The organism is Cupriavidus nantongensis, assembly GCF_041726985.1.
GTDB classification, from domain to species: Bacteria; Pseudomonadota; Gammaproteobacteria; order Burkholderiales; family Burkholderiaceae; genus Cupriavidus; species Cupriavidus nantongensis_A.
Genome location: NZ_CP168302.1, coordinates 765,737 through 778,784, shown reverse-complemented (window position 1 = coordinate 778,784; position 13,048 = coordinate 765,737). Strand labels below are relative to the sequence as shown.

The 13,048-nt window shown below is 66.8% G+C and carries 12 protein-coding genes; 8 read left to right on the top strand and 4 right to left on the bottom strand.

The genetic code is table 11. From position 1 onward, the window contains the following. Window positions 1–6 precede the first annotated feature (6 nt). From ctaD to ACEI37_RS03265, 4 genes are read left to right on the top strand one after another with little or no spacing between them, the layout of a single operon-like run. Entirely contained in the window at window positions 7–1,764 is a 1,758-nt protein-coding gene (ctaD, locus tag ACEI37_RS03280; protein WP_373377310.1) for a cytochrome c oxidase subunit I, read from the top strand. Continuing rightward, window positions 1,761–2,408 (top strand): bb3-type cytochrome oxidase subunit III, encoded by a 648-nt coding sequence (locus ACEI37_RS03275; RefSeq protein ID WP_373377309.1) that lies wholly within the window; start codon window positions 1,761–1,763, stop codon window positions 2,406–2,408. Before ctaD ends, ACEI37_RS03275 begins: the two co-directional genes overlap by 4 nt. A gap of 23 nt (window positions 2,409–2,431) precedes the next feature. Continuing rightward, the gene (locus ACEI37_RS03270; protein WP_373377308.1) at window positions 2,432–3,139 is read left to right on the top strand and encodes a heme-copper oxidase subunit III family protein; all 708 of its coding nucleotides are present in this window, start codon (window positions 2,432–2,434) and stop codon (window positions 3,137–3,139) included. 8 nt (window positions 3,140–3,147) lie between these two features. Then, window positions 3,148–3,522: a cytochrome C oxidase subunit IV family protein gene (locus ACEI37_RS03265; protein WP_373377307.1), complete on the top strand. Its 375-nt coding sequence runs from the start codon at window positions 3,148–3,150 to the stop codon at window positions 3,520–3,522. Between the two features lie 74 nt (window positions 3,523–3,596). On the opposite strand, the gene ACEI37_RS03260 is transcribed toward ACEI37_RS03265, so the two are convergent. Together ACEI37_RS03260 and ACEI37_RS03255 are read right to left on the bottom strand one after the other, a co-directional pair. After that, complete coding sequence (locus ACEI37_RS03260; protein WP_111516869.1) at window positions 3,597–5,024, bottom strand: NAD-dependent succinate-semialdehyde dehydrogenase; 1,428 nt, start codon at window positions 5,022–5,024, stop codon at window positions 3,597–3,599. A gap of 137 nt (window positions 5,025–5,161) precedes the next feature. Then, window positions 5,162–5,956, bottom strand: coding sequence for an MHYT domain-containing protein (locus ACEI37_RS03255; protein WP_373377306.1), 795 nt, complete (start codon window positions 5,954–5,956; stop codon window positions 5,162–5,164). Between the two features lie 430 nt (window positions 5,957–6,386). On the opposite strand from ACEI37_RS03255, the gene ACEI37_RS03250 reads away from it, so the two are divergent. From ACEI37_RS03250 to ACEI37_RS03235, 4 genes are all read left to right on the top strand, one after another. After that, on the top strand, window positions 6,387–7,877 hold the full coding sequence (locus tag ACEI37_RS03250; RefSeq protein WP_373377305.1) for an MATE family efflux transporter: 1,491 nt from the start codon (window positions 6,387–6,389) through the stop codon (window positions 7,875–7,877). Window positions 7,878–8,308: 431 nt separating this feature from the next. Further along, window positions 8,309–8,770 (top strand): tripartite tricarboxylate transporter TctB family protein, encoded by a 462-nt coding sequence (locus ACEI37_RS03245; protein WP_116341298.1) that lies wholly within the window; start codon window positions 8,309–8,311, stop codon window positions 8,768–8,770. A gap of 13 nt (window positions 8,771–8,783) precedes the next feature. Beyond that, window positions 8,784–10,286: a tripartite tricarboxylate transporter permease gene (locus ACEI37_RS03240; protein ID WP_092310851.1), complete on the top strand. Its 1,503-nt coding sequence runs from the start codon at window positions 8,784–8,786 to the stop codon at window positions 10,284–10,286. A gap of 210 nt (window positions 10,287–10,496) precedes the next feature. Next, complete coding sequence (locus ACEI37_RS03235; protein ID WP_373377304.1) at window positions 10,497–10,823, top strand: transcriptional regulator; 327 nt, start codon at window positions 10,497–10,499, stop codon at window positions 10,821–10,823. A gap of 72 nt (window positions 10,824–10,895) precedes the next feature. Here the strand turns inward: ACEI37_RS03235 and ACEI37_RS03230 are convergent, their stop codons facing one another. After that, a complete protein-coding gene (locus ACEI37_RS03230) occupies window positions 10,896–11,678 on the bottom strand; it encodes a DUF4397 domain-containing protein (protein WP_373377303.1) in 783 nt (260 codons plus the stop codon). A 327-nt stretch (window positions 11,679–12,005) separates the two neighbouring features. Beyond that, window positions 12,006–13,031, bottom strand: coding sequence for a diguanylate cyclase (locus ACEI37_RS03225; protein WP_373377302.1), 1,026 nt, complete (start codon window positions 13,029–13,031; stop codon window positions 12,006–12,008). Between the last annotated feature and the right edge of the window lie 17 nt (window positions 13,032–13,048).

Below are 13,048 nucleotides of genomic sequence, written 5' to 3'. Positions count from 1 at the left end.
ACCTGCATGGCCTACGCCGATGACGCTGCCCATCACGCGCCGCAGAGCTTCTGGACGCGCTATATCTGGAGCCAGGACCACAAGGTCATCGCCGTGCAGTACACCATCGTGGCGATCGTGGTGGGCCTGGTGGGCGTGGCGCTGTCCAACCTGATGCGCATGCAGCTGGGCTTCCCCGGCCGCTTCGAGTTTATCGACGTCAACCGCTACTACCAGTTCGTCACCATGCACGGCATGATCATGGTGATCTACCTGCTGACCGCGCTGTTCCTGGGTGGCTTTGGCAACTACCTGATCCCGCTGATGGTGGGGGCGCGCGACATGGTGTTCCCCTTCCTCAACATGCTCAGCTTCTGGGTCTACCTGCTGTCGGTGATCGTGCTGCTGGCCAGCTTCTTCGTGCCGGGCGGGCCCACCGGCGCGGGCTGGACGCTATACCCGCCGCAGGCCATCCTGCCCGGCACGCCGGGGCACGACTGGGGCATCATCCTGATGCTGGTGTCGCTGGCGATCTTCATCGTCGCCGCGACGATGGGCGGGCTGAACTACGTCACCACGGTGCTGCAGGCGCGCACCGAGGGCATGACGCTGCTGCGCATGCCGCTATCGGTGTGGGGCATCTTCATGGCGACCATCCTGGCGCTGCTGGCGTTTCCGGCGCTGTTCGTGTCGGCGGTGATGATGCTGCTCGACAAGACCATGGGCACCAGCTTCTTCATGCCGGCAATGGTGTCGATGGGGCAGCAGTTGCAGTACAAGGGCGGCAGCCCGCTGCTGTTCCAGCACCTGTTCTGGTTCTTCGGCCACCCCGAGGTCTATATCGTCGCGCTGCCGGCCTTCGGCATCGTCTCGGACCTGATCAGCGTGCATTCGCGCAAGAGCATCTTCGGCTACCGCACCATGGTCTGGGCGATCCTGGCGATCGGCGTGCTGTCGGTGGTGGTGTGGGCGCACCATATGTTCGTCAGCGGCATGAACCCGTATTTCGGCTTCTTCTTCGCCACCACCACGCTGATCATCGCGATCCCGACCGCGATCAAGGTCTACAACTGGGTCATCACGCTCTGGCGCGGCGATATCCACTTCACCGTGCCGATGCTGTTCGCCATCGCCTTTATCAGCACCTTCATCATCGGCGGGCTGACCGGGCTGTTCCTGGGCAACGTCAGCGTCGACATCCCGCTGTCGAATACCTACTTCGTGGTGGCGCACTTCCACATGGTGATGGGCGTGTCGCCGATCCTGGTGGTGTTCGGCGGGCTCTACCACTGGTATCCCAAGGTGACGGGGCGGATGCTGGACGACACCATGGGCCAGATCCACTTCTGGGTGACCTTCGTCGGCACCTATGCCATCTTCTTCCCGATGCACTACCTGGGCGTGCTGGGCATGCCGCGGCGCTACTACGCCTGGGAGAACTACGCCTTTATCCCGGAATCGGCGCATGTGATGAACATGTATATCTCGGTGGCGGCGTTCGTCGTGGCCACGGCGCAGCTGATCTTTGTCTTCAACCTGTTCTGGAGCCTGCGGCACGGGCGCAAGGCCGACGGCAACCCGTGGCGCGCGGCCTCGCTGGAATGGCAGACGCCGCAGACCCCGCCCGCGCACGGCAACTGGGGCCCGCACCTGCCGGTGGTGTACCGCTGGGCCTATGCCTACAGCGTGCCGGGCGCGCGCGACGACTATATCGCGCAGAACGCGCCGCCCGAGCAGGGCGGATCCGAGCCTGAACCGCACGCCAGCCGTGGAGCCGTAGCATGAACGCCGACGCCGTCTTCAAGGTCAGCCGCGACGACTTCGGCGGCAACCCGTCCGGCGAGAACGCCGCCAACCGCCACCCGCAGCGCCGCGCGCCGGCGAGCATCGGCCTGTGGGTGTTCATGGGCGTGGTCACGTCGCTGTTCGCGCTGTTCCTGACGGCCTACGCGCTGCGCATGGACAGCCCCGACTGGCACCGCATTGCGCTGCCGTGGCAGGTATGGCTGTCGACCGCGCTGCTGGCCGCGGGCAGCGTGGCGATGGCGGTGGCCTCGCGCGCGGCGGGCCGGGGCGAGATGGCCGCGGCGCGGCGCGCGCTGCGCCTGGGCGGGCTTGGGGCGGCCGCATTCGTCGCCTCGCAGCTGTGGGCGTGGCAGGCGCTGGGTGCGATGCAGGTGATGCCGGCCGGCAATCCGGCCGGCAGCTTCTTCTACCTGCTGACCGCGATGCACGGGCTGCACGTGCTGGGCGGCCTGGCCGGCTGGGGCTTCGCCATGACGGCGCGCGGCAGCGGCGAGGCCGCGGTGCTGCGCCTGCGGCTGTGCGCGCGCTACTGGCATTTCCTGCTGGCGGTGTGGGCGGTGCTGCTGGCGGCGCTGGGATGGCTCACGCCCGAACTGGTGCGCTATATCTGCGGCACGGCCTAGCGCCGGCGGCAAGGAGGACCGGCATGTCCACGCAACTGTCTTCACCATCGGCCGCCCCCGCGGTGGCGCCCGCGCCACCGGTCGGCGGCGTGCGCGGCATGCTGGCCGACTGGTCGTCGGACCAGCAGGCCTTCAAGGTGTCGTGGGGCAAGGCCATGATGTGGATCTTCCTGCTGTCCGACACCTTCGTCTTCAGCTGCTTCCTGACCGGCTACATGACCGTGCGCATGTCGACCACGGTGCCGTGGCCCAACCCGAGCGAGGTGTTCGCGCTGCACGTGGGCGGCGCCGACATCCCGCTGCTGCTGATCGCCATCATGACCTTCGTGCTGATCACCAGCAGCGGCACCATGGCGATGGCGGTCAACTTCGCCTACCGGCGCGCGCGGCGCGAATGCGCGACGCTGATGTTCGTCACCGCGGCGTTCGGCGCGCTGTTCGTCGGCATGCAGGCGTTCGAATGGACCAAGCTGATCGTCGACGAGGGCGTGCGGCCCTGGGGCAACCCGATGGGGGCGGCGCAGTTCGGCTCGACCTTCTTCATGATCACGGGCTTCCACGGCCTGCACGTGTCCTGCGGCGTGATCTACCTGCTGGTGGTGGCCATGCGCGTGCTGCGCGGACGCTACGAGGCCACCGGCAACTACCAGATCGTCGAGATTGCCGGCCTGTACTGGCACTTCGTCGACCTGGTGTGGGTGTTTATCTTTGCGCTGTTCTATCTCTGGTGAGAGTAGCCATGGCATCGAACTCTGCAACCCCCGCGGCGCCGGCAACGCCCCCGCATGCCACGGGCGCGGACGCCGCGCACCACGGCCAGCAGCATCCGATCGGGCTGTACCTGAAGATCTGGCTGCTGCTGTTCGTGCTGTCCGCGATGTCCTACATGGTCGATTACTTCCATGTCAGCGGCTATCTGCGCTGGTTCCTGATCCTGCTGTTCATGGGGCTGAAGGCGGGGCTGATCGTGGCGGTGTTCATGCACATGGCTTGGGAGCGCATGGCGCTGATCTGCGCCATCCTGATCCCGCCGCTGTGCCTGCTGGTGCTGGTCTGGCTGATGGCGGAAGAAGCAAATCATACGTTTTTGACGCGCGGCATCTTCTTCCGCTGACGGGGAGGCGCCGCCGGCCCCGGGGAGGGCGCCGGCGGCATGCCGCCTTGCCGTGTGGGCGCGCGCCCGCGCGCTCAGACCTGGGTGATGAACTTGGTCACCAGGTAGCCGTCGAAGGTCTCCAGGCCGCCTTCGCTGCCGATGCCCGAGTCCTTGATGCCGCCGAACGGGGTCTCGGCCAGCGCCATGCCGAAGTGGTTGATGTTGACCATGCCGGCCTCCAGGCCGTTGGACACTTCGGTCGCGGTCTTCAGCGAGTTGGTGAACACGTAGGACGCCAGGCCGAAGGGCAGGCTGTTGGCGCGGCGCAGCACCTCGGCCGTGTCCTTGAAGCGCGTCACCGGAGCCACCGGGCCGAATGGCTCGTCGGTCATCAGGCGCGCGTCGTCGGGCAGGTCGGTGACCACGGTCGGCGCGAAGAAGTAGCCCTTGTCACCCAGGCGCGAGCCGCCCGCCACCACCTTGCCGCCGCGCTGGCTGGCATCGTCCAGGAACTGCTCCATCGACAGCACGCGGCGCTCGTGCGCCAGCGGGCCCATCTGGGTGCCGTCCTCGAGGCCGTTGCCGACCTTGATCGAGCCGATCACCTCGGTAAAGCGCGCCAGGAAGCGGTCATAGGCCTTCTCCTGGACGTAAAAGCGCGTGGGCGACACGCATACCTGGCCGGCATTGCGCAGCTTGAAACGCGCCAGCATCTCGGCGGCCGGGTCGATGTCGGCATCGTCGAACACCAGCACCGGTGAATGCCCGCCCAGCTCCATGGTCACGCGCTTCATGTGCGCGCCGGCCAGCGCCGCCAGTTGCTTGCCCACCGGCACCGAGCCGGTGAACGAGATCTTGCGCACGATCGGCGATTCGATCAGGTAGGTCGAGACCTCGGCCGGCACGCCCCAGACGATGTTGAGCACGCCCGGCGGCAGGCCGGCGTCGTGGAACAGCTGCGCCAGCGCCACCACCGCGCTGGGCGAGTCCTCGGGCCCCTTCAGGATCAGCGTGCAGCCCGCGCCCACCGCGGCGACGATCTTGCGGATGGCCTGGTTGAAGGGGAAGTTCCACGGCGTGAACGCGGCGCAGACGCCGATCGGCTCGCGCACCACCAGCTGGCGCACATTGGGCTGGCGCGGCGGGATCACGCGACCGTAGATGCGGCGGCATTCCTCGGCGTGCCAGTCGGCGTGCTCGGCACAGACCATGATCTCGCCGACCGCCTCGGCCAGCGGCTTGCCCTGGTCCAGCGTGATATTCCGGCCGATGTCGCGGGCGCGCTCGCGCGCGAGTTCGCCGACGCGGCGCAGGATCTTGCCGCGCTCCAGCGGCGAGGTTTTCTTCCAGCTTTCGAAGGCGCGCTGCGCGGCGGCCAGGGCGCGGTCCAGGTCGGCGCGCGTGGCGTGCGGCAGCTGGCCCAGCACTTCCTGCGTGGCCGGGTTGATGACCTCCTGTTCGCGCCGGTCGCCTCCCTTGATGAATTCCCCGTCGATATAGAGGGCGAGATCCTGGTACATGCGTGTTCTCCTGGTGGGCGGTGAAACCGCAAGCTTAACCCGGCCGCCGCGTTCATGCAGCGCGCCGGGTGCGGGCCAGGCAGGAATGTGCGGGAACGGGCCCGCGGGGGCGTCAGCCCCGGCCCGTGAGCCCGATGTCAGATGGGGTCGCGCGTGCGTGCCATCGCGGCGGTGCCGGTCACGGCGCCGGTGCGCGTCGCTTCCACCACCAGGATCACCAGCAGCGTGATCAGGCTCAGCCCGAACACCGCATAGCCGATGCTGTCGCCCTCGATCGCAAACAGGCTGGGCGCGTAGGTCGGGCTGGTGCAGATCATGGTGCCGGCCGACATGCCGGTGTAGTGCATGCCGCAGACCGCCACGCCCATCACCACGGCCGCCGCCAGTTGCTTGCCGGCGGTCTTCACGGTGGTGGCCAGCCACAGCGCCACCACCGACACCACCACCGCGATCACCACCGACAAGCCGATGATGGCGAGATCCCAGTCGAAGCGGGTGTTGGAGCGGATCGCCGCCATGCCGGTGTAGTGCATCGCCACCACGCCCAGGCCGGTCAGCACGCCGCCCTTGACCACGTTGCCGGTGCGGCCGCCGCGCGGGCGCGAGGCGATCGCCAGTCCTGCCCCGGCCAGCACCATCACCACCAGCAGCGAGGCCAGCGTGGTGAATAGCCCGAACTCGCGGTGGGTGGGGGTCTGGTAGGCCACCATGCCGATGAAATGCATCGACCAGACCGCGCCGCCGCCCAGCGCCACGCTGGCGCACAGCAGCCGGTCGACGTCCAGGCGCCCGTCGGGCTGGCGCACGCGGCGCGACCAGCGCAGGCCGACATAGGCGCCGCACACCGAGATCAGAAACGACAGGCCCACCATCGGCCAGTCATAGGCAAACGGCACCAGGGCGCCGGCAACAGGCTCGAAACCGACAAACATGACCCCACCTCCTTGTTTTGACTGCAACGGAAGGCGCTCGCGCATGCCGGATCCATCCGGATAAGCCCGGATAACCCCGTCCGGCAGCCGGCCCGGGACGCGCTGGTCCCTGCCGGAGTATGCGGCGGCGGCCATCGGCCGGAAATAACTCATTCAGGTAAAAAGCGGGGGCGCAATGCCGTTCAGATAAGGTATCAACCGCTACAGTCATTCCCGCGCAGGCGGGACAATGCGCGGATGCGCATTGGACGTCCGGAGGACGGCCCGCAGGGTGAGCGTCAGCGAGCAATCCAGCGTCTTTCACGTCCCCTCCGGGGAAAAAGTCACTGGGTTCCCGCCTTCGCGGGAACGACGGTGTTTTCGGGGCTGCGTGCTTGTAGGCCCCATGGGGCAGGAATAGACTGGCCGGATTTCCGCCGCGCGAAGCCCCATGAAGCCCGATGCCAGACTGACCACCGGCCCGATCGGCCGGACCTTGCTGCTGTTCTCGCTGCCGGTGCTCGGCAGCAACATCCTGCAGTCGCTGAATGCCTCGATCAATTCGGTCTGGGTCGGGCGCTTCCTGGGCGAGGCTGCGCTGACCGCCACCTCCAACGCCAACATCATCCTGTTCTTCCTGCTGGGCGTGGTGTTCGGCATCAGCATGGCCAACACCATCATGATCGGCCAGGCCGTCGGCGCGCGCGACATCGACGAGGCGCGCCGCGTGGTCGGCACCAGCACCACCTTCTTCGTCGCGCTGTCGGTGCTGGCCTCGGCGCTCGGCTACTTCTACACCCCCGACATCCTGGCAGCGATGCGGACACCGGCCGATGCCGCGCCGCTGGCGGTGGCCTACCTGCGCATCATCTTCCTGGCGCTGCCGTTCATGTACTTCTACAACTTCGTGATGATGACGCTGCGCGGCGCTGGCGATTCGCGCACGCCGTTCTGGTTCATGCTGCTGTCGGTGGTGCTGGACGTGGTGCTCAACCCGGTGCTGATCTTCGGCGTGGGCCCGGTCCCCGCCATGGGCATCGCCGGCTCGGCGCTGGCCACGCTGATCGCGCAGCTGGCGAGCCTGGCGGCAATGATGGCGCTGCTGTACCGGCGCCGGCATTTCCTGCTGCTGCATCGCGGCCAGCTGGCGCTGCTGGTGCCGGACCCGGCGATCCTGCGCGCGCTGGTGGTCAAGGGCCTGCCGATGGGCCTGCAGATGGTGGTGATCTCGTCGTCCGCCATCGTGATGATGGCGTTGGTCAACGCCTATGGCTCGCAGACCACTGCCGCCTATGGCGTGGCGTCGCAGCTGTGGACCTATGTGCAGATGCCGGCGCTGGCGGTGGGCGCGAGCGTGTCGTCGATGGTGGCGCAGAACGTCGGCGCCGGACTATGGCAGCGCGTGGCGCGCATCACGCGCATGGGGCTGCTGTTCAACGTCGCCATGACCGGCGCGCTGGTGGCGCTGATCTACCTGTTCAACCGCCATTCGCTGGGCCTGTTCCTCGGCACCGACGGCGTCGCCATCGGCATCGCGCAGCATATCAACGTGGTGGTGCTGTGGTCGTTCATCCTGTTCGGCTTCACCATCGTCATCTTCGGCACGGTGCGCGCCACCGGCGCGGTGATGGCGCCGCTGGTGATCCTGTTCCTGTCGATGTGGGTGATCCGGCTGCCGTTCGCCTGGGCGCTGGGCCCGCGCATCGGCGCCGACGCGATCTGGTGGAGCTTTCCGCTCGGCTCGGTGGTGTCGCTGGCCTTGGCGCTTGGCTACTACCGCTTCGGCAACTGGCGTGGCAGCCAGATCCTGCCCGCCGTGCCGCATCCGGCAGAGGCGGTGGGGCAGGCGCCCGATACCAGCATGGGCACGCCCTGCGAAGACGCCGGCGAAGTCGTCGAGGCGGCGAGCAACGCCAGGCCAACGGCCGAAGCCGCGCGCTGATTGCCCTGTGATGTCCGCATTGAAAGCCTTCCGAAAGATCGATGTGTCATTGTGTCACCGCTGACACTCCTTCCCAGCACACGCGTGTCCTGCCGCCAGGGCATCGGCGCGCGTCTTTGCGGCCGCGCCCTGCATTGATGCAAGGGCGCGCGCCGTCTTGTTTCGCCTGACGTTCCTGTCGATTTTCCCTTCGGTTTCGTTGCGTCCAAATACATCACAACGTGATGTATTTGCACTTGCCTGATCGCTGGAATTGCCTTGTTTTCAGGGGTTATGGGTAAATACCCCTAAAACCGGACAAATGAAAGGCACCTGAAAGATCACGTCTCTAAGGTTCGGATCAACCGTCGGGGAGCATGCCGCTTGCATGCCTCGCGCCTGAGCCAGTGCGCCCCCGGCACGGCATTTCGTGAACTTTGAGGAGAATCGTTTTGCGCATACGCAGCCAAAAGGACTTTGCCTCCGGCCTGATGTTCGTTCTGGTCGGTCTGGGCTTTTCCTGGGTCGCTCGCGGCTATTCCATGGGAACGGCCGCCAAGATGGGACCCGGATATTTTCCATTCCTGCTGGGCCTGGTGCTCGCCGTGCTGGGCGCGGTGGTGCTGCTGACCTCGCTGTCGCCCAAGGGCGAGCAGGACCACCTGGCCCGCTGGGACCTGAAGACGTTGCTGTGGATCCTCGGCTCGGTAGTGCTGTTCGGGCTGCTGCTCAAGCCGCTGGGCATGGTGCTGTCGGTGTTCGTGCTGGTGCTGGTGTCGTCGATGGCTAGCCACGAGTTCAGCTGGAAGGGCGCGCTGCTTAACGCGGTGGTGCTGGTGCTGATCAGCCTGGGCGCCTTCGTGTACGGCATCAACCTGCAGATGCCGGTGTGGCCGGCGTTCATCACCGGTTAAGGAGCGCCGCATCATGGAATTGTTTGAACACCTCGCGCTGGGTTTTTCCACGGCGCTGTCGCTGCAGAACCTGGCCTACGCCTTCCTGGGCTGTGTGCTGGGCACCCTGATCGGCGTGCTGCCGGGCCTGGGGCCGCTGGCCACCATCGCCATGCTGCTGCCGATCACCTACACGCTGCCGCCGGTGGCCGCGCTGATCATGCTGGCCGGCATCTACTACGGTGCGCAGTATGGCGGTTCGACTACCGCCATCCTGGTGAACCTGCCAGGCGAATCGTCGTCGGTGGTGACCACCATCGATGGCTACCAGATGGCCAGGCGAGGGCGAGCGGGGGTGGCGCTGGCAACGGCGGGCCTGGGCTCGTTCTTCGCCGGCTGCGTGGCCACGCTGATCCTGGCCGCTTTCGCCACGCCGTTGTCGGAGATCGCCTTCAAGTTCGGTCCGGCCGAGTATTTCTCGCTGATGGTGCTGGGCCTGATCGGCGCCGTGGTGCTGGCTTCCGGCTCGCTGCCCAAGGCGATCGCGATGATCGTGCTGGGCTTGCTGCTGGGCCTGATCGGCACCGACGTCAACTCGGGCGCCGCGCGCTTCTCGTTCGACGTGCCGGAGCTGACCGACGGCATCGATTTCGTCGCGCTGGCGATGGGCATGTTCGGCTTTGCCGAGATCATCGCCAACCTGGAGCAGAAGGAAGCTCGCGAGACCTTTACCAACAAGGTCACCAACCTGTTCCCGACCAGGGAAGACTTCAAGCGCATGATTCCGGCGGTGCTGCGCGGCACCGCACTGGGTTCGGCACTGGGCATCCTGCCGGGCGGCGGTGCTTCGCTGGCCTCGTTCGCGGCGTACTCGCTGGAGAAGAAGACGTCCAAGAACGCGCATGAGTTCGGCAAGGGCGCGATCGAGGGCGTCGCCGGTCCGGAGTCGGCCAACAACGCCGCGGCACAGACTTCGTTCATTCCGCTGCTGACGCTGGGCATCCCGCCCAATGCGGTGATGGCGCTGATGGTTGGGGCGATGACGATCCACAACATCCAGCCCGGCCCGCAGGTGATGACCAGCAACCCGTCGCTGTTCTGGGGCCTGATCGCGTCGATGTGGATCGGCAACCTGATGCTGATCATCCTGAATCTGCCGATGATCGGGATCTGGGTGAAGCTGCTGACCGTGCCGTACCGCTTCCTGTACCCGGCCATCCTGGTGTTCTGCGGCATCGGCGTGTACTCGGTCAACAACCAGACCTTCGACGTGTTCATGGCCGCGGGCTTCGGCGTGATCGGCTACCTGTTCCTGAAGCTCAAGTGCGAACCGGCACCGCTGCTGCTCGGCTTCGTGCTGGGGCCGATGATGGAAGAGAACTTCCGCCGCACGCTGCTGCTGTCGCGTGGCGACTTCAGCGTGTTCGTGACCCGGCCGCTGTCGGTGGGCCTGCTGATCGCAGCCGCCGCGCTGGTGGCGGTGGTGGCGCTGCCGTCGATCAAGGCCAAGCGCGAGGAAGCGTTCCAGGAAGACTAGCGCCAGCGAGCGCCCCGGAATGGCGCCGGCCCCGCGAGCGGCCGGCGCGAGCAACGCAAGCTTACGGGGTGCCTTCGCGCACCCCGTTGTCTTTTGCGGGCGGCGCGCGTCCGCCCGCATTATTCCCAGAGAGTGCCCGACTGCGGCAGCAGTCATGGGCTGCGCATGATGATCAGGATTCCCGCACCATCGGGTGCGCCGACAGCGCCCATGAAACCGCCTACCCTTGACCGGTTTTTCTCCAGAATCTATGTGCTCAAGCTGGTCCAGTCGAGCCCGTCGACGGTGCTCAGCCTGGTCGACCGGCTGCGCGAGCGCGGCATCGACAAGAACATCCGCTCGCTGCGGCCGATACTGCGCAGCCTGATGATGGCCCGCGCCATCACCGCCGAACTGGTCGAGGGCAGCGGCCGCGTGTATTGCATCACCGCGCAGGGACGGGCCGAACTGGAGTCGTATATTTCGCACCTGGCCGTGCTGAAGGCGGAGCTGGAGCCGGCCGACGAAGCCCCGGCGCGGCCTGACGCCGAGCCCTGAACAAAAAAAGGCCGGTCCCTCCGGACCGGCCTCCCGCATGCTGCCCGCCTGCCGCGGGCAACCGCGACAGCGTTATTGCGTTGTCACCAGCTCCAGGCCGGCTTGCGATTCGTCGTCGCCGCGCGCCACCAGCACCTTGATCTTGTTCGGCGTCAGGCCCGCGATGCCATCCGACGGGATGGTGGTGATCAGCCAATCGGCGTTGTTCGCCAGCGTCAGCGCGCCCGAGTCGAAGATCACGGTCTTGGTGCCGGCCGGCGTGATGCGCAGGCGGTAAGTGGTGTTGCCGTCCAGGTCGATCGAATCCTGACCCGATGCCGGCGAAGCCTGCTTGTAGCCCACCGCGGCGAAGGTCGGCGCGACCGAGTTCAGGTCGATCGCGGGCAGGGTCACATAGATGTCGATGTTCTGCGCATTGAACGAGGCGTTCAGCGAGCGCACGCGCGCCTTGTTCGACAGCAGGCCCTTGCCGAACGGATCATCGATGGTCACCGTTTCCGCCGTGGCCGCCCCCGGCACGGCCACCACGGTGTACTTGTGGCCGGTGGCCGCCACCAGGCTGGAGCGGGCCAGCTCCGTCTGGGTTCCGGCCGCGTTGAACGAGATCAGCTGGTTGCCGGTTTCCACGTTGAAGTAGGTCGAGACGAACTTGTAGGGCTTGTTGACCATGCTGGTCAGCGCGCCGTTCTGCAGCACGTCGACATTGGGGCCGCCGGTGACGGCGTGGATCACGCGCACGCTCGGCTTGCTCAGGCCGATGCGGTCGTCGATGCCGTCATCGCCGCCGCCGCACGCTGTCAGCACCGCGGTCGCGGCCAGCGCGAGGCCGAGGAAAAGGGTCTTGGATCGAAGCATGGGTCACCTCTTGCTGTTAGAGTCAGAGACGAGCTGGCCCATGCCGGCGCGGTTCGCGGCGGCCGCGTGGCCAGTTGCTATCTGGTATGCAGGCGCGGGATCACGCTTGCCGTGATGCAACGATAGGTTTGAAGCCGTAGGCCAGACAGGCGCGACGCTCCGAATTCAGTGTCGGACGATTCCGACAGGAAGTGATGCCTGCGCGGAGTCAGACGGCGGCGCGCCTTGGCAGCGCGAGCGCGGCGGCGCGGCGGACCACGGCCGCGGGCCGCCATGCCGTCTGCGCAGATGTGTAACCGGTTGTTGCCGCAGCCTCGCCGAAGCGGTTCAGGCCGGCGACATCATGACCTGGTTGCGGCCATTGCGCTTGGCCTGGTACAGGCCCGCATCGGCCGCTTGCACGAGCAGGCTGGGCTGCGCGTCAGGCTGGGGCACCAGCACCGCGCCACCGATGCTGACAGTGACGCAGTCCAGCGTGGGCGAGCCACTGTGGGCGATGGCCAGCCCCTGCACCGCGCGGCGCACCTTCTCCGCCAGCAGCCGCACGCCGCCCGGCGAGGTGGCGGGCAGCACCATGGCGAACTCTTCGCCGCCGAAGCGTGCGGGCAGGTCGGTGGCGCGTGCGCAATTGTCGCGGATCACCGCGGCGACGCGGCGCAGCACGTCGTCGCCGGCGACGTGGCCGTAGGTGTCGTTGTAGGCCTTGAAGGCGTCGACATCGATCATCAGCAGCGCCAGCTCGGTCTGCTCGCGCAGCGCGCGGCGCCATTCCGCGCCCAGGTATTCGTCGAAATAACGCCGGTTGGACAAGCCCGTCAGGCCGTCCGAGTTGGTCAGGCGCTGCAGCTCCAGGTTGGTCTCCAGCAGCTGCTGCTGGCTCTGGCGCAGCGCGCGATAGGCTTCGTCGCGCTGCAGCTGGTTCAGGTACGAGCGCGAGTGGTAGCGGATGCGCGCAATCAGCTCGATGCTGTCCGGCAGCTTGACCAGGTAGTCGTTGGCGCCGGCGGCAAAGGCCGCGCCCTTGGTCGCGGCTTCTTCCTTGGTCGACAGCACGATGATCGGGATATCGCGCGTGGCGGCGTTGTCGCGGTAGCGCTGCACCAGCGTCAGCCCGTCCACGCCCGGCATCACCAGGTCTTGCAGGATCACCGTGGGCTTGGTGCGCTGCGCCACCGCCACCGCTTCATCGGGCTGCGAGCAGTAGTGGAAGTCGATATCGGGCTCGGTGGCCAGCGCGCGGCGCACGGCTTCGCCGACCATGGCCTGGTCGTCCACCAGCAGCACCATGGCAAGGTACTCTTGCTTGTCGGTCGCGGCGGGCATGCCGGCGAGGTTGGATGATTCGGATTGCATGTTCAATTCCTGTTCTC